The sequence below is a fragment of the Tenacibaculum sp. E3R01 genome (genome assembly GCF_003318185.1).
In the GTDB taxonomy this organism is placed as follows: Bacteria; Bacteroidota; Bacteroidia; order Flavobacteriales; family Flavobacteriaceae; genus Polaribacter; species Polaribacter halocynthiae.
This window is the reverse complement of the sequence record NZ_QOCC01000028.1, coordinates 43,780-68,043: the sequence shown is the minus strand read 5'-3', so window position 1 is coordinate 68,043 and position 24,264 is coordinate 43,780. Positions and strand designations below refer to the sequence as shown.

At 28.9% G+C, this 24,264-nt stretch carries 23 protein-coding genes and 1 tRNA gene; 10 read left to right on the top strand and 14 right to left on the bottom strand.

Translation table 11 applies throughout. The features are described 5' to 3' along the window. Window positions 1-14 precede the first annotated feature (14 nt). The 4 genes from DS884_RS16500 to DS884_RS16485 form a co-directional block, all read right to left on the bottom strand. Window positions 15-593 (bottom strand): NTP transferase domain-containing protein, encoded by a 579-nt coding sequence (locus DS884_RS16500; RefSeq protein WP_113787542.1) that lies wholly within the window; start codon window positions 591-593, stop codon window positions 15-17. Between the two features lie 81 nt (window positions 594-674). Beyond that, window positions 675-1,691 carry an XdhC family protein gene (locus DS884_RS16495; protein WP_113787541.1) on the bottom strand — a complete coding sequence of 339 codons (1,017 nt, stop codon included), beginning with the start codon at window positions 1,689-1,691 and terminating at the stop codon, window positions 675-677. 33 nt (window positions 1,692-1,724) lie between these two features. After that, a complete protein-coding gene (locus tag DS884_RS16490) occupies window positions 1,725-3,290 on the bottom strand; it encodes a protein adenylyltransferase SelO (protein ID WP_113787540.1) in 1,566 nt (521 codons plus the stop codon). Between the two features lie 132 nt (window positions 3,291-3,422). After that, entirely contained in the window at window positions 3,423-3,857 is a 435-nt protein-coding gene (locus DS884_RS16485; protein WP_113787539.1) for a hypothetical protein, read from the bottom strand. A gap of 295 nt (window positions 3,858-4,152) precedes the next feature. Here DS884_RS16485 and DS884_RS16480 point away from each other — a divergent pair, with 295 nt between their 5' ends. From DS884_RS16480 to DS884_RS16470, 3 genes are all read left to right on the top strand, one after another. Continuing rightward, window positions 4,153-4,596 (top strand): hypothetical protein, encoded by a 444-nt coding sequence (locus tag DS884_RS16480; protein WP_113787538.1) that lies wholly within the window; start codon window positions 4,153-4,155, stop codon window positions 4,594-4,596. 77 nt (window positions 4,597-4,673) lie between these two features. Next, the gene (locus DS884_RS16475) at window positions 4,674-6,308 is read left to right on the top strand and encodes an ATP-binding protein (protein ID WP_158530864.1); all 1,635 of its coding nucleotides are present in this window, start codon (window positions 4,674-4,676) and stop codon (window positions 6,306-6,308) included. A 5-nt stretch (window positions 6,309-6,313) separates the two neighbouring features. Next, complete coding sequence (locus tag DS884_RS16470) at window positions 6,314-7,051, top strand: LytR/AlgR family response regulator transcription factor (protein ID WP_113787536.1); 738 nt, start codon at window positions 6,314-6,316, stop codon at window positions 7,049-7,051. Between the two features lie 2 nt (window positions 7,052-7,053). On the opposite strand, the gene DS884_RS16465 is transcribed toward DS884_RS16470, so the two are convergent. The 5 genes from DS884_RS16465 to msrB form a co-directional block, all read right to left on the bottom strand. Continuing rightward, a complete protein-coding gene (locus DS884_RS16465; protein WP_113787535.1) occupies window positions 7,054-7,395 on the bottom strand; it encodes a cyclic-phosphate processing receiver domain-containing protein in 342 nt (113 codons plus the stop codon). Between the two features lie 4 nt (window positions 7,396-7,399). Beyond that, complete coding sequence (locus DS884_RS16460) at window positions 7,400-7,960, bottom strand: hypothetical protein (protein ID WP_113787534.1); 561 nt, start codon at window positions 7,958-7,960, stop codon at window positions 7,400-7,402. Between the two features lie 114 nt (window positions 7,961-8,074). Continuing rightward, complete coding sequence (locus DS884_RS16455; RefSeq protein WP_113787533.1) at window positions 8,075-8,323, bottom strand: glutaredoxin family protein; 249 nt, start codon at window positions 8,321-8,323, stop codon at window positions 8,075-8,077. 3 nt (window positions 8,324-8,326) lie between these two features. Then, the gene (msrA, locus tag DS884_RS16450; RefSeq protein WP_113787532.1) at window positions 8,327-8,857 is read right to left on the bottom strand and encodes a peptide-methionine (S)-S-oxide reductase MsrA; all 531 of its coding nucleotides are present in this window, start codon (window positions 8,855-8,857) and stop codon (window positions 8,327-8,329) included. Then, on the bottom strand, window positions 8,850-9,299 hold the full coding sequence (gene msrB, locus DS884_RS16445) for a peptide-methionine (R)-S-oxide reductase MsrB (RefSeq protein WP_113787531.1): 450 nt from the start codon (window positions 9,297-9,299) through the stop codon (window positions 8,850-8,852). The genes msrA and msrB overlap by 8 nt, the downstream gene beginning before the upstream one ends. A gap of 105 nt (window positions 9,300-9,404) precedes the next feature. Between msrB and DS884_RS16440 the strand changes: the two genes are divergently transcribed. Further along, on the top strand, window positions 9,405-10,610 hold the full coding sequence (locus DS884_RS16440; protein WP_093870184.1) for a Pycsar system effector family protein: 1,206 nt from the start codon (window positions 9,405-9,407) through the stop codon (window positions 10,608-10,610). A 12-nt stretch (window positions 10,611-10,622) separates the two neighbouring features. Here the strand turns inward: DS884_RS16440 and DS884_RS16435 are convergent, their stop codons facing one another. From DS884_RS16435 to DS884_RS16420, 4 genes are all read right to left on the bottom strand, one after another. Continuing rightward, window positions 10,623-13,013: a GAF domain-containing protein gene (locus DS884_RS16435; RefSeq protein WP_113787530.1), complete on the bottom strand. Its 2,391-nt coding sequence runs from the start codon at window positions 13,011-13,013 to the stop codon at window positions 10,623-10,625. 145 nt (window positions 13,014-13,158) lie between these two features. Next, on the bottom strand, window positions 13,159-15,933 hold the full coding sequence (locus DS884_RS16430; RefSeq protein ID WP_093870186.1) for an outer membrane beta-barrel protein: 2,775 nt from the start codon (window positions 15,931-15,933) through the stop codon (window positions 13,159-13,161). A gap of 76 nt (window positions 15,934-16,009) precedes the next feature. Further along, entirely contained in the window at window positions 16,010-17,317 is a 1,308-nt protein-coding gene (der, locus tag DS884_RS16425) for a ribosome biogenesis GTPase Der (protein WP_093870187.1), read from the bottom strand. An 80-nt stretch (window positions 17,318-17,397) separates the two neighbouring features. Continuing rightward, window positions 17,398-18,915, bottom strand: coding sequence for a choice-of-anchor I family protein (locus DS884_RS16420; protein ID WP_113787529.1), 1,518 nt, complete (start codon window positions 18,913-18,915; stop codon window positions 17,398-17,400). 129 nt (window positions 18,916-19,044) lie between these two features. Here DS884_RS16420 and DS884_RS16415 point away from each other — a divergent pair, with 129 nt between their 5' ends. Next, entirely contained in the window at window positions 19,045-19,551 is a 507-nt protein-coding gene (locus DS884_RS16415; protein WP_113787528.1) for a GTP-binding protein, read from the top strand. 2 nt (window positions 19,552-19,553) lie between these two features. Here the strand turns inward: DS884_RS16415 and era are convergent, their stop codons facing one another. Next, window positions 19,554-20,435, bottom strand: a complete 882-nt coding sequence (gene era / locus DS884_RS16410; RefSeq protein WP_093870190.1) for a GTPase Era — start codon at window positions 20,433-20,435, stop codon at window positions 19,554-19,556. 139 nt (window positions 20,436-20,574) lie between these two features. Here era and DS884_RS16405 point away from each other — a divergent pair. The 5 genes from DS884_RS16405 to DS884_RS16385 all read left to right on the top strand — a co-directional run bounded on the left by DS884_RS16405 (window position 20,575) and on the right by DS884_RS16385 (window position 23,866). Next, a tRNA-Met gene (locus DS884_RS16405) sits at window positions 20,575-20,647 on the top strand. A 109-nt stretch (window positions 20,648-20,756) separates the two neighbouring features. Beyond that, complete coding sequence (locus DS884_RS16400; RefSeq protein WP_233487176.1) at window positions 20,757-22,112, top strand: tyrosine-type recombinase/integrase; 1,356 nt, start codon at window positions 20,757-20,759, stop codon at window positions 22,110-22,112. Then, window positions 22,087-23,079 carry a hypothetical protein gene (locus DS884_RS16395; RefSeq protein ID WP_147239419.1) on the top strand — a complete coding sequence of 331 codons (993 nt, stop codon included), beginning with the start codon at window positions 22,087-22,089 and terminating at the stop codon, window positions 23,077-23,079. Before DS884_RS16400 ends, DS884_RS16395 begins: the two co-directional genes overlap by 26 nt. A 137-nt stretch (window positions 23,080-23,216) precedes the next feature. After that, window positions 23,217-23,408, top strand: a complete 192-nt coding sequence (locus DS884_RS16390; protein ID WP_113787525.1) for a hypothetical protein — start codon at window positions 23,217-23,219, stop codon at window positions 23,406-23,408. A 53-nt stretch (window positions 23,409-23,461) separates the two neighbouring features. After that, window positions 23,462-23,866, top strand: coding sequence for a hypothetical protein (locus tag DS884_RS16385; protein ID WP_113787524.1), 405 nt, complete (start codon window positions 23,462-23,464; stop codon window positions 23,864-23,866). Window positions 23,867-24,264: the final 398 nt, after the last annotated feature.

Sequence of the window (24,264 nt, the reverse complement as noted above, 5' to 3'; positions counted from 1 at the left end):
TTACAAAAATACTATTAATTCGTTAGTTTATTATAGTCTTCAGGAGTATCAATATCTATCAAATTAAAAGGCGTCATTTTTACAAGATTTTCTTCTTCATTATTAAGAAGCTCTTTAGCACCTTTGTCGCCTTTTAATTGTAACAATTCTGAAAAATAAGTAGCTGGAAATATAGCTGGGACACCTACTTTTTTACAATAATTAGAGCCGATTATTTTTGTAGGGTTCTCTTTAGATAGAAGAAACATTTCATGAATATATGATGAAGTGACTTTTGGTTGGTCAGCCAAAAGTATCGTTACTGAATCGTATTGTTTGTCGACTATGTATTTAATCCCAGTTACTATGCTTGAACTTAATCCATTTTCATAGATATAATTATGTAATATTTGGATAGGGTAGTGCTCAATTTCTTTTTTTATAAGTTGAAAGTTTGCTCCTAAAACACAATAAACAGTTCCTGTTTTTAAATTTAAAACTTGCTCTATCGTCCAACCTAATAAGTTGGTATGTTTAAAAGGGAGTAGTTGTTTAGAGCTTCCCATTCGAGAAGAACTTCCAGCGGCAAGAATAAGGATAGCGGTTTTATTCATTGTTCTTAATAATTATTGTAAATGAAGTAAAGTATTCCATATAGAGATTGCTTCATTACTTTCGCAATGCCGAATTTATAATTATGTGTGAATTTTACCTGTTATTTTTTTTAATGAAAAAACTTCTTTATTTCTGATAACTGATAATATTTCAGCAACAATAGATAATGCAATTTCTTCTGGAGTTATTGCGCCAATATTTAACCCGGCAGGCGTGTGAATTTTATCTAAAAAGCTATCAGAAACGTCAGGAGATAGCTCAAATAATTCATTGAATAGTTTTTCTCTTCTCTTAGCAGCGCCTAATATTCCAATATAACTAGGGTCGGTTTCTTGTAGTTTTATTATGTATCGTAAATCGTAGGTGAAATTATGATTCATAATAACGATAGCAGTATGTTGATTTATGTGTGTTAATTCAACCAATTCTGGAGTTTGTGCAATTACCGATTTTGCTCCTGGGAAATCTGATAATTGTTTAGGGTCTTTTATAGAGGTTATGACTTCAACCTCCCAGCCTAATAACGTGGCTTGTTTACATAGTTTTACAGCATCGTGTTCTCCACCAATAATTATTAAACGAAATAGCGGTTGCATGGTTTGTGTAAATACTAAAGATTTGTTATTTACCGTAGGTTTAAAATGATTAGAAAAGGTGAAGGATTTTTTGCCAAATTGAATTACTGTGCCGAAGTTTCCTTCAATTTCATCTTCTTTTTTATAGTGAGCGTTTATACTAAAAGGGATTCTTTTTTCTATACTACTAGAAAATTCTTTTAAAAATTCAGGTGTAATACTAATGGGTTCTAATAAAATATATAAAACGCCCTCACAACCTAACCGATATCTACCGTCATAAGCTATAACTTTTGGAGTTCTTGTTTTAAAAACTGTTTGAGCTCTTCGTTGCACTTCTTTTTCTACACAACCACCGCTTACGGCTCCTGTTATTTTTCCGTCAGAAGATAGCAACATTTGTACACCAGGCTTTCTATAGGAAGAACCATCTAAAGCAACAACAGTTGCCAATACATTTTGGATTCCTTTTTGCTGATTAAGAAAAGCTTGTTGAATAATTTCTTTAAACTCGTGTGTCATTAATAGAAAACATTTCCTTAAAAGTACAAATTTTTAGGAACTACATGAAAGCATTGAGCAACCTACTTTATTACGTGCCCATTCAGGGCGCTTGGCAAACCATTTATGATGTTGAGGTTGTTCGCTATACGGTTGCTTTAATAACTGATAAAATTCTTCAATTAAATTGTAATCACCTTTGTTAGCATCATCAATTGCCAGTTGTGCCATGTAATTACGTAATACGTATTTAGGGTTTACAGTATCCATTTGTTGTTTACGCTGTTCATTAGTTTGAGTTTCTTGTTGTAATCTATCAATATATTGAGTAAGCCAAGTTTCCCAATGCTGTTTTATTTCGTCTTTTAATTCTAGTGGGTTATAAAAAGCTTCTGCTATTTTTTCAATAGCTATAGAAATGGTGTCTTCTTTAGTGATTTTTGAAAGGTTTCTGAAAAATATAGTCATATCCGTTTCTATCAAATGTAACGTTTCTTCTAGTCTACCAATAAGCTCAGAATCCGTATCGTTATTTTGAATTAAACCTAACTTACTTTTCATCATAGTTTCATATTGCTCTTTAAAAAGAGAATTGTAACCATCTAAAATTTGTTGTAAAGGTTCAGCTTCTTCAATAAGTGGATATAAAGCATTCGCTAGTTTAAAAAGATTCCATAATCCAATATAGGATTGATTACCGAATCGATAACGTTTATGTTGAGCGTCTGTTGTATTTGGCGTCCATCCAAAATCAAAACCTTCTAACCATCCATAAGGACCATAATCAATTGTTAATCCTAAAATAGACATGTTATCCGTATTCATAACACCATGTACAAAACCAACGCGTTGCCAATGTACTATCATTTCAATCGTATTATCTCTAACCTTGGTTAAAAAGTCAAGATATTTTTGTTTTCCTGTTGAAGTTATTTCTGGGTAGAAATGGTTGATTGTATAATCTGTTAATTGTTGTAAAGCTACGTTGTTTTTTCTAGAAGAAAGAATTTCAAAACTTCCGAAACGAATAAAACTAGGAGCAGTTCGACTAACAATAGCTCCTTTTTCATAAGCTCGGTTTCCGTTGTATAATACATCTCGTAAAACTTCATCACCAGATAAGCTTAAAGACAAAGCTCTAGTTGTTGGAACTCCTAAATGATGCATTGCTTCACTACATAAATATTCTCGTATAGAAGAACGTAAAACGGCTAAACCATCAGCAGTTCGTGAGTAAGGTGTTTCACCAGCACCTTTTAATTGTACTGCCCATTGTTTTTTATTATGAGTTACTTCAAATAAATTAATAGCTCTACCATCACCTAATTGCCCAGCCCAATTCCCAAATTGATGACCACCATAGCACATGGCATACGGATGCGTATTTTCTAATACCTCATTTCCTGTAAAAATACTTAGAAATTTGTTCGTTTTTGCATCATCTTTTGTGAGACCTAATTCAACTAACATTTCTTCAGAAACATGAATTAATGAAGGATTAGCTGTTTTTTTAGGCGTTACATACGAAAAACAAGCATCTAGTACTTGCCTGCGAGTGTTTTCTAAGACTTTATCTGCAGGTAGTTCTTTATTAAAAGTATTATTTAGGTGTAGCTTCATTAGAGTGTGGTTTTACTTCTCTTTTTTCAACTAACAAAGTTATTACACTTATAATAAATAAACTGAGTATTAATAAAAAATAAAAAACCTCAGATTAGCTTAACTAATCTGAGGTTTTTAGATTTTAAAAAATTATGCTTTAGATGCTACTTCAGATTCATGAAGTAATAACTCTAGTTCTTTATTTAATAAATCATGATTAAATCGATCACCAGAAAGGTCAGTATTTATAATAGTTTCTCTAATTCCGAAAGGGCCTTTTACAATTCCTTTAATGTGGAAATTAAGTTTAGTACTAGTACATTGCCATTTAGAAATAGTTACTTCAAGAGAAAGTGGTCCCATTATTGGGTAAGTATTTGTTTCATTTCCTTTTAAAACAACTCTTTTACCTCCACTACCACGATTTGTTTTAACAAAAACATCAGTGTGAAATCCAGCACAACCACCATTATTGTCATAAACTTTAATGTTTGCCGTTCCTTCTATGCGTATTCCAACGATACTAAACTTAAAAGTTCTAGTTTCATCAATAATAATTGGTCCTCCGTTTGATAATTCGCTCATAATAAATAGTTTTAATAATCCTTACTCGTAAGGCTTTTCAGGATTCGCCTCGTTTTTGTAGTTTCTGAACTCTACTTTGTTTGGTTTTAGAAAATTATTTTTTAGCGCTATTTTGTTGTTTTCTGATCCTAAAATTACTCTTGAAAAGACTTTTTAAGAAGCTAACTTCTGTGAATGAATTAAGAAACTTCGTGAGTGCTACAAAAAAGGAGTTAAGCGTTTGAAATTGAGTGTTTGATGTATTGATGGTTATTTCACAATAGAGTATCTTGCACTATAATCAAACTAATAAATCATGGAAAACAATACGAGCTTAGAATTATATTCTATAATTAAAGAATTAAAAATCAGAAAAATTGATGGAAACCAAACTCCTATTAGTATTGATGGACACACATCTTTAGGTCCTTTTGTAAGAATAACAGAAACAGGTAGCTTAAATTATTTATATGTTACTGCTTTTTTTGATGAAGAAGTTATAGAGGGTGGTGTTGAAGAGTTTGATATTGATGGAATTATTTCAAATAAAGAATTGAGTTTGTTGATTAAACCTAAAAAGAAAACTAATCCAAAGGCAGAAAAACAATGCTTGTTAGTTTTTATCTTTACTATAGATGATGAGCAAATGGATACGGTTGATAAAGTAAGAGTTACTATTAATTTTAATGGAGAACCATTTATTAAAGAACCTAGAAGAGGTACATTGGTTATTCCTCCAAATTCAACTATCAAGAATTAATTATGCACTATAAAGTGAAGTTTTTGCTTTATTTTCTGTTTTTTTTTAGTTATTTATCTTTTTCTCAAACTTCATATGTGAAAGAGTTTTTTTCTGAAAACTGTACTATCTGTGGAAATTTAGATACTGTTAACTTGGATAAGTTACCAGATTTAGAAAAGAATGCTTGGCATAATGCCCATATTTCTTTCATAGATAATGATTATGAAAAGGTAAGTTATTATTTGTTGAAAGATGAAAATACTAATAATAAATTGAAAAGTATTTTACAAGGACATTTATTTTTACGTTTAAAAATATACGATAAAGCTGAGTTTTTTTTTAGAAAGAAGATATTAAAGAATGATGAAAAATATCGCTTAATTGTAATGAAAAGTCTTGGAGAGTTTTATGAAGGAAGAAATTATGATTCGGCTGTATTTTATTACAGTGAAATATTAAAGTATAAAAGTCTGCCTTATAAACTAGAAAGTGAATTAAATGAAAGCTTAGCTTTTTTAAACTCATCAAAAAGAGAATTTAAAAAAGCCGAAGTTTTATACCTAGATTTACTAAAAGCATATAAAAAACATAATGATTCTTTATCATTAGCTAGGGTGTATTCTAATTTAGGGAATTTGTATTTTGAACAATATCAAGATAAAAAAGCAAAAAAGTATTTTGATTCTGCTTATGTAGTGGTAAAACCTTTAAGAAATTTTCAACTAAAAAGTTTTATTACCCATAACCTATATATTGTATCTGAAGCTTTAAAAGAGCATAAAGAAGCAGTTGGATATTTAAAGGAATACAATGTTTTTCAAGATTCCATTCAAAAAGAGAATACAGTTTGGCAAATAGCGCAACAAAAAGAGGCGTTTAATATTGAGAAAAAGCAAATAGAGGTAGATAAAAAAACAGCGCAACGTAATATTTTTATAATCATTACTGTTGCTATATTATTACTGTTAGTAGTAATTTATTTTTTCTATAAAAAACTAAGACAAAAGCATCAGCAAATTGGTGTTTTAAATGAAGAGTTAAAAGAAGTAAATGCATTAAAAAATCAAATATTTAGTATTGTTGCTCATGATTTACGAAGTCCTGTAGCTTTATTAAAACAGAAATTTCAAGTTTATGAACCTAAAGAAAATAAAGAAACGATAACTATAAATAAAAATGTAGTTTCGGTAATAGATTCACTAAGTTTTTTGTTAGATAATTTGTTGAACTGGTCTTTAAGTCAATCAAATTTATTGTTTGTACAAAAAGATTGGTTTCCATTATTGCCGGTTGTAAAGCAAATAGAACATCAATATCAATCATTATTACAAGAAAAAAAGATAGAATTTACTAGTAAGGATTTAAATTCTGTATTAATTTTTGGAGACATGGAGTTGTTTAAAATTGTACTACGTAATTGTTTAGATAATGCCATAAAGTTCACGCCAGTTGGTGGAAATATAAAAATATATGGAGTAGTAGAAAGTGAGTTTTTTAAATTACGAATTCAAGATTCAGGAGTTGGTATACCAGAAACGGTATTGAAAACATTGTTTGAGCTAGATGCTCAAAAAGCACAAAAAGATACAGAAGGAAGAAAAAGTTCTGGTTTAGGTTTACATCTAGTAAAATCGATGATTGAACTAAATGATGGAATGATAAGCATAGAAAATAACCCCCAAGGAGGAACGATAGTAAACATATCAATACTTCATAAAATAATTGCCTAATAGGTATGGAAAGAATTAAGATTTTAATTTTAGAGGATAGTAAAGAAGAAGCACAAATAGTAGAAAATATAGTGTCTAAACATTATGATGTTGTAGGTGTAGCTACAAACTATAATGAAGCTGTTGCCTTTTACCATTTACACAAACCTGATTTAGCAATTTTAGATATTTTTATAGAAGGAGAGCGAGAAGGAACTAGGTTTGCAACTTATATTAATGAAAACAGAGCAATACCTATTTTGTTTTTAACTAGTGCTAAAGATAAAATCAGTTTTACAGCAGCAAAAAGTGCTAACCCACATAGCTATTTGTTAAAACCTATAGATTCGTTTGGTATTAAATTTACTATTGAGCTGGCTTTTGAAAAATTTGTAAATGGAGTAGGGCAACTGTCAACTAAAGAAGAGGCAGTCTTAAAAGTAAATGAAGAGTTATTTATAAAAAAGAAAGATTCGTTATTTAAAATATCTAAAAATGATGTGTGTTATATAGAAGTAGATGATAAATATTGCCATGTTTATACAAAAGATGCGCAATTTTTAGTACAAAAAACCTTGAAAAGTTTTGCTGAAGAATTTACAGATATATTTATTCAAACTCACAGAAGGTATTTGGTAAATAGAAACCAAATAGAAAGAATTGATACTGCAGATTATAATATTATTCTTAAAAATAAGATGACAGTTCCGTTAAGTCAACGACATAAAAAAGAAGTGCTTGAAATTTTTACTATTTTAAAATAGTTTTAAGTGGTGTGTTTATTTAAATGGTTGATATAATTTGTTAAAAGCCCTCTAATTTGTTCTGCAGCTACTGGGTTTGCTGAATGAACTTTAAATTGTAAGTTTTTTAGGTTTAAACCAGATTTGTAAACAAGCCATTTAGCTGCAGCCAATCCATCGGGTGCAATTTTTCCATTAGCGTCAAGACCTAGGTCATTGTCAAAACTAATAAAATTTGGGAGTCCGTTAGTAGTAATATAAGCTACAAAGTCTTCATAAGTTCTAACAATGTCAAATTCACTTTCCATTGATTTGTCATAAATCATTTCAATAGTTCTAATATCGTCAAGAAATAGTTTTTTCATAGTTTTATATTTTCATGTGGACATTGATATTTTTTGATTTTAAATCGTTATAAAAATCATCTAAATTCTTTTCAGTCCAATTTTCACCACAGCAATCGACATCTAAATTAACACAATAAAAAGTTTCAATTTTTTTTCCCAGTTTAATTTTAATTTGGTTACGATTAATTATGAAAAAGATCCATAAAAATATTGAATTTACTGTTCTTTTATCGTTGTCTATTATAACTTCATTAATACTGCTTAAATTATATTTTTTAATTGTTTTAAAAGGAAAGTTTGGGTTTATAACTAGTAGATAATTGTTAGAAACAATAAAACTATTGTTGTAATAGGCAGAGATAACGTATGATATAATGAAATATGAAATAATTAAAGAAATGATAATTATATTAAAAGAAGTTGAGAATAATGAGCCTATAAAATAAATTGAAAAAGGACTAATGATGATTAGTATTAAAAAAATAAAAATAAACCATGATTTTATAGGGCTATGATAAACAGTATATTGATCAAGAGGTATCTGTTTTAGGTGTTTTTTTATTCTTTTATCTTCTAACTTCATATAGTTTTTTAATTAAAAGTTTCTTAAACTACTATGATTGAAATGATTTTTTCTATGCTATAATTTTTTATTTCTTTTCCAGTTAAAATCACGTATTCTTTTCTAGTTCGCTGTTTATTTAATGGAAAATTTATCAATCCATTTATTTAACTCTTTATCTGAAGGGTTTCTGAGTTTTTTTTTACCAATTGTAATAGTAGGGAAATTCAATTTTTTATTTTCATATAATTTACGGAGCTCTTGAGCATACTCACTATTTTTTTCAACATCTAAAAAAATAAAACCAATATTCTTAGCAAGGAAAAATTCTTGGTAATATATGGTTTTATGACACCTTTGAGCTCCGTATAATTTAATAATCATTGCTTATTTTAATTTGTCAGCATATAGTTTTCTAAGTTTACTTAACTTTGGGGTAATTACAAAATTGCAATATCCTTGTTCTCTATTTTGATTGTAATAATCTTGATGATCCTCTCCAGCATCATAAAAAATAGGAATTTTACTAATTTCAGTGACTATAGGTTCTTCAAAATAAGGTTGTATCTGTTGTATTACTTCAGTGGCTATTTGTTTTTGCTCTGAGTTATGATAAAAAATAACAGATCGATATTGAGTTCCTACATCAGCTCCTTGTCTATTTAAAGAAGTTGGATCATGAGTGGTCATAAAAATAGTGATAATTTCTGCATACGAAATTATTGTTGGATCAAACATAAATTGAATCACTTCTGCATGTCCAGTCAATCCTGAACAAATTTCTCTATAGGTTGGCTTTCCTGGAACAGTACCTCCGGCATATCCAGAAACTACTTTTTCTACACCTTTTATTTTTTGAAAAATAGCTTCAGTACACCAAAAACATCCACCTCCTAATGTTGCTAACTGTTTATTCATTACTTTCTAATTTAATACTTAATGAGTTTACACAATAACGTAATCCGCTAGGTTCTGGCCCATCAGGAAAAATATGTCCCAAGTGGGCATCACAAGTATTACATAAAATTTCTACTCGTATCATTCCATGCGTAGTATCTTTATGATATTTAACAGCGTTTTCTTCTACAGGCTGCGTAAAACTTGGCCATCCTGAACTTGAATCAAATTTTATATTTGAATCAAATAAAGGAGTATTACAGCAAGTACAATTATATTTACCTTCTGTAAAAGATGAGCAAAGCTCTCCGCTAAAAGGTCGTTCGGTTCCTTTTAAACGTGTTATAGTATATTCTTCTGAAGATAATAATTTCTTCCATTCTTCATTTGTTTTTTCTACTCTTTTCGTTGGAATTGGATTTCCGTTTGCAGTAAAACTGATAATGTTTTTCCAAGTAAGCATATTCTATGTTTTTAAGTAATTAATAGTCGGTACAGGGGCTAATTCCTTACAATTATTAATTGTGCTAAAGTTTGGTTATTTTTACATTCTAAAAGTAACCAATTCATGAGTAATTTATTAGAAAAAGTAGAAAGTTATGTGATAAATTTTTTAAACGCTGGTTTAAAAAAGAAATTTGTATATCATAATATAGCTCATACGCAACGAGTAGTAGAGAAGTCAAAAGAATTAGCGGAGCTAGAGTTACTTGATGAAAGAGATACAGAAATACTTCTTACAGCTGCTTGGTTTCATGATACAGGGTACACTGTAGATTTAAATAATCATGAGGAGGAAAGTGTAAAAATAGCTTCTGAATTTTTAAAAAAAGAAGGTGGTGAAGAAATAATAGATGAGGTTACCCGTATTATTTTAGCAACAAAAATGGGTGTAGTACCTAACAGTTTACTAGAAAAAATTGTAAGAGATGCTGATTGTTCTCACTTAGGGAGTAAGAATTATGAGGAGTTCTCTGAATTACTTCGTAAAGAGTTAGAATTAACAAAAGGATTAGAGTTTTCAGATATTGATTGGCTTACTAATAATATTAATTTTTTAACTCAAGATCATAAATATTATTCAGTTAAAGCTATTAAAACTTGGGAAAAGCAAAAAGGTAAAAACTTAGCACAGTTATTAAAAGGGTTAAAGAAAACCAAACAAGAATTAGCTAAGATTAAGCAGAAAAAAGAAGAATTAGCTATTAAAAAAAATAAAATTGATTTACCCGAAAGAGGTATTGAAACAATGTTTAGAGTAGCGCTTAGAAATCATATTACTTTAAGTGATATTGCAGATACGAAAGCAAATATTTTATTATCGGTAAATGCTATTATTATTTCCATGACATTGTCTACTTTAATTCCTAAATTAGATAATCCATCAAATAGCTACTTATTAGTTCCTTCTATTATTTTTATAATTTTCACAGTAATTTCTATTATTCTATCTATTCTTGCTACACGGCCTAATGTTACTGAAGGGAAGTTTTCAAAAGAAGATGTTGCTAACAAAAAAGTAAACTTAATATTTTTTGGTAATTTTCATAAAATGAGTTTGCCGGAATTTGAATGGGCAATGGATGAAATGTTAAAAGATCGAGATTATTTATACGGCTCACTTACTAAAGATTTATATTTCTTAGGATTAGTGTTAAATAGAAAATACAGTATATTAAGAACAACATATACTGTATTTATGATTGGAATTATAGTAAGTGTAATATCTTTTGCAATAGCTTTTTATATGCAAAGTGGTGCGGCTGCAGTGTAACTGCACTAAATACTATTGCTTGAAATCGTGTAAAAGTTGGTCTATAGTTATTGTTTTGTCTGATGTAAAATCATTTTGATAAATTACTTCAACTCGTAAAGCTTTTAAACCAGAAACCCCTTGAAGGTCTTCTAATTCTAATTTTTCTATGCTTCCAAGCTGATTTTTTGACTGCAAATATTTTATGTATTTAAGATATTCTCTAGCATCTTTATCTTGTGAATAAACAATAGCTATTTTACCAGGTACAGTTAATCTGTCATTGGTGTTTTTTATATGTGCTTTGTCTATTCGTTTTTTTATTATTTCATAACGAATATTATAAGCTCCATCAACATCAAATTGTTTTTCATCCATTCTAAACTTTATAGCTAAAGAATTACTGTGAACTAAAATTAATGAAGCAACTTCTAAATCATGTGTTAATGTTTTTCTAGTAGTGTTAGCAAGGTTCTCCATTTCACACATGGTTTGTAATTGCCATAAACGAAGGTTATAGAGGTACAGTTCATCAAACTTTTTTTGTCTTGTTAACGATTGCCCAATGTACATGTTGTACTCAACACCATCAGTTTTATAGCGTTCAAAATAATGAGGAAACATTTCTTGAGCTTCCTCTTGCTTAGTGTCAATAAACTTTGCTAGCTTGTCATTAAGCTTTGTAACGCTTTGTTCATAGGCTTTACGTTTGTCATAAACTACATGTAAATTTGCATCTAAGCTGTTAGTATATGTTTTTACAAGCTCTGTGAGTTCAAGATTAATTTCTTTTACATGGTTAAAAACTGGATAAATATCCTTCTTAAGAAAATCTAAAATGCCTATTTCGTCACCGGCTTTTAGTCCCTTTTTTACTTCGTGTAAATATTCTTTAACTCTAAATGTTAGTTCATTATATATCGGTAGATTTTCGGCTTTACAAGCTTCATTTAAAACATTAATTGCCAATGTTAATTGAGTTGTTAAATCGTCTTTAATAGCCGTATTTCTAGCTATAGAAGATCCTTTAACATCTATTTGACCATATAATGGATATACATTTTCAAAAACAATTTGTTCAATTTTTGCTTCTTCTTGCTTTGAAAATAAAGCGTTTTGATATTTTTCAGCCGCTTCATAAAATCGCCATTTTACCGAAGGGTGAATAGAAGTATAATGTTCTTGGATAGTAGCTTCTAAGGTGTTTAAAAACTCTTCAGAATTTCTTTCTGCTGCAGCTTTAAAAACTGGAATTATATCTTTTAACTTTTGTTTATTTACTGAGTTTAATTCATAAGGTCTTGGTGAAGCTATTTCAAGTAAAACAAGATCTCTGTTGGTAGATGTTTTTATAGGAATTAATATAATGCTTCCTATATTTTTTTCTTTTAGTTTTTGGTAAAAATCATTTTCACCTGAATTTATTCCATATTGTTCAATATCAGAAAGTACTACTTCTTCATTTTTATTGAAAATTTTAGAAATTATATGATCACAGAAAAAATCATTACAGGTAATTATTGTTCCATTTTCAATTAAAATACTTTCAGAAATTTTTACTCTTGGAGGTTCTACTTCAATATTACTAACATCATATACAGAAAAGCCTACTTTTAAATCTTTAATAGTGTAAAACTCACTTAAATTTTTCTGTAGTTTCTCAACTATACTACCGTCATCTTTTTGAAGTAAATTGGTTCTAATAGCACTTAGTGTTTCATCGGCTGTAACATCAAAAAGATTCATAATCCCAAACCCTTTAAATATATATGAGTTTGGTGGAAATTTTTCTCTCCAAATATCAATATTATTAAAATTATCTAATAATAATTTGATGTCTTCTTTCGTGATTTCTGGAGCATTTTTAGATGGAGAAATATCCATAAAATCTCCATTGAAAGCAACACGATAATGCTTAGTTACTCCTAGTTTTTTATCTGGTATATCAAAAAAGAAAGGTCTTTTTAAATCTACAGGATAATTATATACTGTTCCTAAAATAAGTGTACAAGCATAAATGTACATTACATCATCTTCAAAATTCCGAACTTTTAATTCGTAGTCATCACCCGCATTTTCTAATATATTTTTAAAACGTTCAGTGTATTTAAAAGTGGTAAAAGAAAAAGGAATAGTGGCTACTTTAATTTCATTATTTGATAATATTTCAGGGAATAAGGCATCTAATAGATGGTTGATTGTGTTTTCATGTTTTTTTAATAATGAAAAATCTGAAAAACCATTGATAAGTTCAGGAGCTTTTTCAATTTCACGGATCATTACTTTAGCAGATTCATGGAAAGGATGTTGCTTAGATGCTTTATCTGCATACTTTTGAAATATTTCAAAAACTCTTTTAAAACTAATGTTTAGTTGTAAAGGGAGTTCTATGTTTTGAATATCCGTAATACTTTTAATTTCCATGTTGGGTGAATTTCTTTTTGCAAATTTACAAAATACTAATGGTATAGTCGTTTTTGATAAGTGAGCTTGCACTGTAAAGGAATTTGCGTGAATAAAAAAAGCCATTATAGGATATAATGACTTTTTATTGAGTTTTTAAGGCTGATTAAAAATGACTTCCGTAGTCTCGAATTTTTCCTTTCTTACCTAAACTATTAAATTTCCAGCTAAACCCTAACATAAAATATTGTTGAAGTACAGTACTTTCAGAATCTTGAATATAGTTAGATGTTGATGTTCTTCTGGCATTATTATTCTGTTTTAATAAATCATAAGCTTTTAAAGTGATTGTTCCTTTATCTTTCATTACAGAATAAGCTAAGGTAGAGTTCCAAAACCAAGCAGAGTTGTTAAATCCTACTACATTGGGGTTGTAACTATATCGTATATCATTTCTCCACTCTAATTTTTTAGGGAAGTTTGTTTTCGTTCTAATATTTAAATTGTGTCTTGTAAAGTTTAAGTTGTTAAAATTATCAATATCAAAAGTTGTATTTGATAACGATACTGAATATCTAGGCTCAATACTTATAATTTTATTCCATTCAAACGTAAAACCAATATTAGGAGATATTGATGTTGTTGTTGATTTATATTGTATATCATTAAAGAAGTTAATGCTTCTATTTCCGTTAATATTAGTTCCAATTCTTAGTTTTATAGTGGTAATAGAATCTAGTTTTACTTGTTTACTGTAGCTACCGCCACCCCAAAAGTTGTATCCGCCATTTACATTTTCATAAGTTGTAGTTCTAACAAAGTTAGCATCAATACTACTCTTAGAAACTACTTGGTTATTTACTAAATCACCTCCAGCATAGATAAACATTCCTGTTCTTTTTTGCCAATTGTATTTGTTGAAGTTAAGATATACTCTATGTCTTTTAATTGGTTTTAAAGAAGGGTTACCAGTTATTATATTTAGTGGATTACTAACATTTTTAAAAGGTTGCAATTGAGTTATAGAAGGAGCATCATTTTCTAAATTATAATCGAAATATATTGATGCTTTTGAATCAAAACGATACCTAAAAGTACTTCTAAGTTTTAAAGCATTAAAATCTTTCTTTAAGTTTAAATTAGGTCTTAACTGATCATTGTTTTTTAGAGTTCTATTAACATATCCAGCTTCAATGTCAAAACGCCACTTTTTAACTTTATAAGCAATACCTAAAGAAGGGGTTTTGGTAATGTCGTCTGATTTAAAGTTTGAGCTTAAATCTGTATTGAAATCGGTATACTGATTTAAAGAACTATTAAAGTCAAAAGTATTATTTACATTTTCACGTTCATTTTTTCTATAACGATATTCGAAATCTAAAAATAGTTTTTTAGAAATTATTGCATAGCGATAGCTTACACTTGTTCTGAAACTATTTAAATTATTTTTAATATCACTAAATTGATTTCTGTTTTCTACAGAAGGTGAAGTTCCAAAAATTTCTGTTTTAGAAATATTGTAATTTTCAGTATTAGCTTTATCAATTTGATTGGTAATAGAAGCTTTAATAAAAGAACCTTTACTATTTAATCGTTTAGTAATATCAATATCATTTTCAAAATTATTGGCACTTGATTTAGATCGAGAGTTGATAAAAGATTTATTGGTTAATGTTTTGTCTTTATCAAAAGATTCTTGAAGATTGTTATAAGTTCCCTCTCTATCATTTTTTATAAACCTAGGGGCAACATTGATTAAAAATGTTGAGTCGATTTCTATATCAAATTCAGCATCTATACTATGATTATCATTTTCATCAAAAGTAGAAGAGTTTGAGTTAGAAAAATAACGACTACCATCAGGTAAAATATTTTCTCTATTTCTTTTAGAGTCATTGTTAGAAGAACTACCAGAATAAAAATAGTTTAAATTAACATCTAAACCTTTTTTATAAGTATCTGCATAAGTAACTCCTGCAGTTTTAGATTTAATAATTCCTTGGCCGCCTCCAAAACGTCTTCCGTTTACACTGAAAGATCCATTACTACTGAACCATGTGTTACCTCCTCCAAACATTTTTTGAATTTCACCAAAACTAAATCCAGGAGAATTAATATTATTGGTACTAGCTAATACACTAATTCTTCTATCATTATTAAAACGATTAACCATTGTGGCACCTTCATAGCGTTTATCAGTTCCTGCACCTGCTGAAATTCTTCCAAACCATCCTTTGTTATTTTCCTTTTTTATTGTAAGGTTTATTGTTTTATTATTAGCATCTCCTTTACCACCACTAAAAGCATCAGATTTAGATTTAGTATCTGTAATTTGAACTTTTTCAATAATTTCTTTTGTTAAATTTTTTGTTGTAATTGAGGGGTCGTTACCAAAAAAAGGTTTTCCATTTACCAAAATCTTATTAACAGGTTTTCCATTTACAGTAATTTTACCCGCTTCATCTACTTCAACACCTGGAAGTTTTTTTAATAAATCTTCAACATTTGCATCTTTCTTTGTTTTAAAAGACTTTACATTAAACTCTAAAGTATCTTTTTTAACAGTAATAGGCGCTCTTGATTTTATTACAACCTCACTAAGAAGAGTGCCTTCTTCATCTAGAGATATGTTACCAAGATTATATAATGATTTTTTGTCAAGAGAAATTAATTTCGAGTAATTTTTCATTCCAACAAAAGACACAAAAAGTTTAAGGTTTTTATGAAATGATTTTCCTTCTAAAGAGAAAAAACCTTTGTCGTCAGATATTGTATAAGAAACAACTGAGCTATCTTTTATTTTTTCTAAGTGAATTGTCGCAGCTTCAATAGCTGTTTTTTCTTTTTCTGTTTGAATTTTCCCTGTTATTTTAAAGGGGTATGATTGTGCAAAAAAATGGGTGCTAAATAAAAATATAAAAGCATATAGTAGTTTTTTCATAGTTTTTGTACATATAAATTTCAATGCACAAAAGACGAGAAAAAACTACTAACGTTTCATTAAAAAAATGTTAAACTTATTTCTGTCTAAAATAGATACTTATAGGAACACCTGTATAGTTATAATGTTCACGTAATTGATTTTCTATATAACGTCTATATGGATCTCTAATATATTGAGGTAAATTAGCAAAGAAGGCAAATTGGGGAGTATGCGTAGGTAACTGCATACAGTATTTAATTTTGATATATTTACCTTTAGTTGCTGGTGGTGGATTATGTTGTATAATTTCTAGCATAGTTTCATTTAACTTACTAGTTTGAATACGACGTTTTCTGTTTTCAAATACTTCAACAGCAGTTTCAATAGCTTTGAATATACGTTGTTTTGTAAGTACAGAAGTAAATACAATTGGTACATCAGTAAAAGGAGCTATTTTTTTACGTATCTGCGCTTCAAAATCACGCATAGTATTGGTTTGTTTTTCAACTAAATCCCATTTATTAACTAGAATAACAACTCCTTTTCTGTTTTTCTCAGCTAACCAAAATATTTTTTCATCTTGACCTTCAAAATCTCTTGTTGCATCAATTACTAGAACAGCAACATCACAATGTTCAATTGCTCTTACAGCTCTCATTACGGAATAGAACTCTAAATCTTCTTTAACTTTTGATTTTTTTCTAATTCCAGCTGTATCTACTAAATTGAATTCAAAACCAAATCTATTATATTTTGTATCTATAGAATCTCTAGTTGTACCAGCAATATTGGTAACAATGTTTCTGTCTTCTCCAATTAAAGCATTGATAAAAGATGATTTTCCAGCATTAGGTCTTCCAACTATAGCAAAACGAGGTAGTTCACTTTCTTCTTCTTCTTGATCTGGTTCAGGAATAGCCTCAACTACAGCATCTAATAATTCTCCAGTACCACTACCATTTATAGAAGATATAGTATAATAATCACCTAATCCAAGATTGTAAAACTCTACAGCATCAGCATCTCTCATGGCGTTATCTACCTTGTTTACAGCCATAAAAAGAGGCTTTTTAACTTGGCGTAATATTTTAGCTACAGCATCATCCATAGGAGTAATTCCTTGCTCTACATCTACCACAAATACTATAATATCAGCTTCATCAATAGCTAATTGTACCTGTTTTCTAATTTCACCTTCAAAGATATCATCTGACCCAACTACATATCCTCCTGTATCAATTACAGAAAATTCTTTACCGTTCCATTCTGATTTTCCATAGTGCCTGTCTCTTGTAACACCACTTACAGAATCAACTATTGCTTCTCTACGTTGAACTAAACGGTTAAATAAGGTAGATTTACCTACGTTTGGTCTTCCTACTATTGCTATAATATTACTCATTTTGCAAAGGTAGTGTTTCTATAAAACAAAACAACTATTGATTGCTCACCAATAGTTGTTTAGTTGCATTTTTTTTAGTTTTATTTTAAATTTTCATAAATACTAACAGTTCCACTATCTTCATTAGATACAATAAGTAAATCTTTACCATTTGGGCTGTCCTTTGAAGGAATAGCTAATAATCCTTCTGGAGCTTCATCACCATTATGAGATAGAATAGTTAAAAATATTGGAGCAGCAGGATTAGAAATATCATATACTAATACTTGGTCAGTTCGTTCAAGGCCAACAAATAGAATATAACGTTGATTGGCTATGTTTAATACTTCTACACTTTCAGGTTCGGTACCTTTGTCGTCACTTCTTTTATCGTCATCATTAAATTTATCAGAAGTAGTTGCTAGTAGTTCTTTAGCAATTGTATTTCCACTGTCGTAAATTAAATTTCCATTTTCAGACCAAATACTAAACGAGCGTGCACCATAAGAATATAATTTATCATAATCTCCGTCATTATCTGTATCGCCTATATCTAAAGCAATTTTTAATCTTCCTAAATTAGCTTCATTTTGATAATCATTTACAGAAGGAAAAACAGTTGGGTCTAATTTTATTTTTTTAATTCTTTCTTCATTAACAAATCCAGGAGTTCCATCATACTCTCTAGCGTCACCTTCATTTGCTGAGATAACATAACCAATTCCTTTTATAGTAACATGAGTTATAGCATCAGGTTGATACATTCCGTAAACTGGTACTTGTCGTAATTCTTTTTTACCGTCTTTATTACTTGGGTCAATTGAGTTTTTAGCTATGCTATAGTCTTTAAAACCTAAAGGATAAATAGTTTCTATTGTTTTTGTAATCAAATTTATTTTGGCAATTCCGTTGTTTTCTTGAAGTGAAACCCAAGCAGTTTTTGAATCATCTGAAATAGTTATGTATTCTGGTTCAACATCTTTAGCTAAAGTAGCATTGGGACCAAATACTCTGAAACCTTTACTTTCTAATTCAGCCTCTTGAGAGTTAAACGAAGAAAAATCAAGAGTAGTTATTTGTTTGTTTTCAATAGAAATAATGCTAACACTTCCTAAAGGGTCATTAGTATAGTCTTTATTAGGTTCACCTTCGTTTGCGCAAACAATCATTTTCCCATCTTTAGAAAAAGTAACCATGTCAGGTAATGCCCCTACAGTAAAAGAAGCTTCTAATGATTGATCATCTGTATTGTAAAGCGCAATTTTCCCATTACTTTGTTTATTGTTATTTTCAATAGCTACAGCTAATTTACCATTGTGTATACTAACGCTATTAGGTGATCCACTTGTTATTGTTATTGGTGTTTTTTTTATAGGTGTATTTAAATTTGTTATGTCATAAATTGAGATTTCTTTTTTTTCAACATTTACAATAAATATTTTTTTAGTTTTCGCATCATAAGCAGTTATTTCTGAAGCACCTTCACCGCCTACTTTAATTGTTGTTTTATGTTTAAAATTCACGTTAGTGTTTTCAAGGGCAGGAGCTGGAGAGTCATCATTACAACTTGCAATGAATAAAAAAGATAATGCAATAATACTTTGTGCTAAATTTTTCATGGTTTTTATATTTCAGGCAAAGCTGTAAGTTCTTTTTTAACTAAAAGTTAGTGTAAGTGTAAGTATTTGTTATGATTAGTTAATAATTGTTTTAAAATTGTAAATTTGATAAAATCAATTAGCTAGGTAATGGATAATACATTATACAATCAAATTTTTTTAAAGCCAAGGTTTCAAATAGATTTTGAAATGAAAGCCGATTTATTACTTGAAAAAATAAAAACTAACATAGACGAAAACCAGAAGTTTAAAATGAAGGTTGTTGATAATCATATTATAGTTGATGTGCCTGAGAAAGAAAACCATTATTGGTCACCGCAATTACAAATAGAAATTGAAGAGTTAACTGAATATACAAGTAAAATTAAAGGGTTGTTTGGTCCTAAGCCTCAGGTTTGGACATTGTTTATGTTTATACACTTTGGTGTTGCTACTGCATTTTTAATTTTTGCTGTAGTTGCATATAGTAATTGGTCTTTAAAAAAAAGTGGATTTTTTCCTATAGTAATGCTTGTCGTTTTACCTTTACTATGGATTGTACTCTATGTCATAGGAAGTATAGGTAAATCAACTGGGAAAAAGCAGATGGATGAACTTAAAGAATTTACTAAGCAGATTTTAAAAAATATTAAATAAAGTTAATCTTTATATCCAAAACGTTTTAATTGTTTATCATTAGAACGCCAGTTTTTGTTAACTTTTACATATAAATCAAGAAAAACTTTTTTATCAAAAAAACGCTGTAAATCTTTACGAGCTTCTGTACCAACTCGTTTAATTGCACTTCCTTTATGACCAATTATAATTCCTTTTTGGGTATCACGTTCAACCATAATTACTGAGCGAATTTTTATAATATCTTCTTCTTCAGTAAAACTTTCTGTTTCTATTTCAACAGAATATGGAATTTCTTTTTTATAATGTTGTAGTATTTTTTCTCTAATTTTTTCATTAACAAAAAAGCGTTCAGGTTTATCTGTTAATTGATCTTTAGGGTAAAAAGCTGGGCCTTCAGGTAAAAGTTCTATGATTTTTTGAAAAACATTTTCAACATTGAATTTTTCAAGAGCAGATATTATATAAACAAATGAATTTGGAACTTTATTTTTCCAGTAGTTAATTTTATCTTCTACTTCCTCTTGACTAGATTTATCTATTTTATTTAACAATAAAATTACTGGTATTTTACTGTGAATTATTTTATTAAAAAAAGCTTCGTTTTTTAGCTCTTTTTCCCCCATTTCTACCATGTATATGAGCACATCAGCATCTTCAAAAGCTGCTTTTACAAAATCCATCATAGATTCTTGTAGCTCATAAGCTGGTTTTATAATACCAGGTGTATCAGAAAAAACAACTTGATAATTATCATTATTCACAATTCCTAAAATACGATGTCTAGTAGTTTGTGCTTTAGAAGTAATTATAGAAAGTTTTTCACCAACGAAGGCGTTCATTAAAGTTGATTTACCAACGTTTGGATTACCAATAATATTTACAAATCCTGCTTTGTGTACCATGAGGCAAAGATACATGGTTTTTAAAAATAAAAAGGATTTTTAATGGTCTGTAATTGTAGTGGTTATGTTTTTTGCGAATAAAAAGATGCTTTTTATTTGTTTATAAAGATAAAAAAGACGTATATTTGCAACCGCAAATCGCGGGATAGAGCAGTAGGTAGCTCGTCGGGCTCATAACCCGAAGGTCACTGGTTCGAGTCCAGTTCCCGCTACAAGTTTAAAGTTAATAAGATCAACGGTTCGTGTTACACGAACTGTTTTTTTATGCTATTAAATTCCTTACTTTTACAAGACGTACACGAAAACGTACACGTTTTTACTATGAAATTGAATTATTCTGAACCGAAGATCTACACTGGAGGTGTAGACATTTCTATTTGGTTAAAACTTTCTTATCAAGAAAAAAAAGAGGCCCTTAGTAGACCTTGGTATATTTACTATTCCTTTAGAGATTCCAAAACAGAAAAATTAGTTAGGCAACCCAATATAAAGGCGGGAGTAAATAAGTTAAAAACAAAACGAGATCGTTATGAGTTTTTAAGGACTATGCAACAATCTTTATTAAAGTTGTTAGAATATGGTTTTAATCCATATAAAGATAATAGTGCTTTAGAAAAAGCAATGTTTTCAGAAGGATCAATAGCTATTAATAAAGAAAGAGATGGGTATAAACAAGAAGAGGTAAAAGAGATAGCATCTATTGCAAAAGAAAAAGAGCCTATTGTAATTTCAGTAAATGAGATGTCTACGAGTATTTCAGAAGCTATAAAGTTAACATTGGAGTTGAAGGTTAATATGATGAATAAAAATTCATTTGTTCAATACAAGAGTAGGGTAGGTCTTTTTGAAAAGTGGCTGATAGAAAAAGAATATTATAAGAATCCAATCACTTTTATAACAAAGAAAATTGTAATAGATTATTTAAATGAAGTTTTAAAAAGAACAAGTGCAAGAAATAGAAATAATTCAAGAACAGATATTGCATCGATGTTTCAACTTTTGGAAGATAATGAAGTCGTACAGGATAATTTTGTTAAAAAGATTTCAGTTTTAAAATCAGTACCAAAACGCAATAAAACATATACACCAAAATTAGAAAAAGGGATTTATAAATACTTAGAGCAAGCAGATTCGCATTTATTACTATTTATAAAGTTTATATCGTATAATTTTTTAAGACCTATAGAAGTTTGTCGTTTAAGAATAGAGGATGTTGATATAGATGATAGAAAATTGTATGTTAAGGCAAAAAACAAACCAGTTAAAGTAAAAATTATTCCAGAAATATTATTGAACGATTTACCAGATTTATCAAATAAAAACCCTAGATCATTTTTATTTGGTAGATTCGGAATAGGTGAAAATTGGGAAGCAGAAGAAACAAACAAAAGGAATGAGTTTTCTAAGCGTTTTAAGAAAATAAAAGATCACTTTGAATTAGGAACAGAATTTGGAATGTATAGTTTTAGACATACATTTATCACGAAATTATACAGGAAGTTTCGAGAAGGAATGTCTAAGTATGAAGCAAAAAGTAATTTAATGCCTATTACAGGACATGGAACAATGGTAGCTTTAGAGAAATATTTAAGAGATATTGATGCAGAATTACCAGAAGATTATTCGAATATGCTATACGATAATTTAAAAAATGAAAAAGAGACAATACATGAATGAGATTAAAAATAATTTTGGAATTCTGAAAGAAAGCGACTTTGAAAAACTATCGGAAGACAGGCAGTTGCAAATTTTAGTTGATTTAGGATTGTATGAAAGTTTTACTTCTATTGGGTTTGAGTCAGAAAGTGTTGTAGATTTAAGTGAATTTAATAAAGTTACATCTTATAAAACAAAAGTAAATCCTAATTATGAATTAAGAGAAGAGTTTTATACATTCTTTAAAGCAGTTAATTTGCCCGCAATAGATAAAGAATTTCTCTTTTTTTCTAAAGATTTCGAAGATGAGATTTTTGGAATGGAATATATTGAACAACGAAAAGTTGCATTAAAATATTTTAAAGATAAGTTTTCAAGAATTACGCCTAAAGATATCTCATTAGGTTATAGATCAATTTCAGAAAGCGGTTTAGAGCGAGTAGAAATGTTGAATCGATTTGAGTTTTTAAAAGGTTTAAGAAGTGCTTTAAAGGCAACTTTAGCAACGGATCAAAATTTAAAAGCATATTTGATTGGAGATCAAATATATTTTGAATCAGATGAATTTAAGAAACAAGAAACTTTCACTAAGGCATTCGAATTTGAAAGTACTCTTAAAATCTTATTAAGTTTAAATGATATGTTTCAATTTGAAGATGACACAGCTTTTAGTAATTTAGGAATTCTTAAAGAACGATATAAAAAATATAAGAATGTTTTTCTAGATTTTGATGTGTTTAGTTGGACACAAAAAAAGATACAAAGCTTTATAGATAATAAGCCTTCAAATATAGATAGTTTACATCAAGCTTTATTAGAATCATTACTTATTTCAGAAAAGAAAAAGAATTTCATTGATTATGTAAATCAAGAACATAATATGTCAATTACAAAAATTAGACATTATGGGAGAGGTGAAAATTTATCACATGATTTTAGATTAAAAAAAATCAAAGAAGAATTACAAGAATTGACGATTAAAAATTAAGAAATCACTTACTTTTCTTAAAAATACATTTTCAGACAACAATAGACATCACTCAGATATGCTATTGCCATAGCTTAAAATCTTCATATTCTATCACTAGAAATTAACTTAGCTAACGACAAGTTAATTAATTTATAGTGAATTCAGATGTAGTTTATCAAGTAGTAAAAGCACTTCCATTGGAAGAGCAAAAACTGCTATTGGATAAATTAAAGAATGATTTTTCGATTTCTTCAAGTTTTAAGAAAGCAAAAAAAAGAAAATCATTAACCGAAGAAGATGCAATTAGTTACTTATTGAAAAACGTTTTCAGAAACAGAAAACAATAAACAAAAACGAATCAGAAGAGATTAAGCGTAAAACGAACGTTCAATTAACGTATATGGAAACAAGATTGTATAAATGTGAATATTGTAGAAAAGAATTTTTACCAGTAAGAAGAAGAGTTCAAAAATATTGTTCAAATAGTTGTAGATCAAAATCACATCATCAGAAAGTAAAATCAGGTGATAAAATAGGAATAGATAAACCAGAAAATAAAACGAATAAAACAAGTATTGAGAAATTGAGTGTAGCTGGAGTAGGAAATGCAGCAATAGGAAGTGCAGCAGTAGATTTATTAAAATATGCTTTTACCAAGGAAGAAAACAAACCAGCAACAAAAAGCGATATTAAAAACCTTGCTAAAAAACTAAAAAGATATCATGTAATAAATAATATGAAGCCTAATTTTATGGGGCAATTAGCATATTTTGATATTGAGTTAAGCGTAGTTATTTATAAATAGAAGTTTAGTGTCAGATGGTTTAATCTTTGAGTTTAATGTATAGTAAATAAAGTACAGTTAGAAGTTCTAAAGGCTAGGCAGTGGTCTGCAAGACCATCTACAGCAGTTCGAATCCGCTATACCCCTCAATTAACTCTAGTAATATTTTGATTATCAAGTATTTGTTTTTAAAAACGCCTCCGTTTCTCACTTTTTAAGATAACTGGCTAGAGTGTTGACTTCTCTTTTGTTTACTAGATTATATTTAATAATTGTTAAGAGTAAACCTCTTTAATGAATTGATTTTATTAGTAATTCATAAATTTAGATGATTTTTAAATTTGAAAATTATATCATTGACTTATCGGCTAATCCACTTTTATTAATCTCAAATGATTGTTAGTTAATCAGTAGAGGTT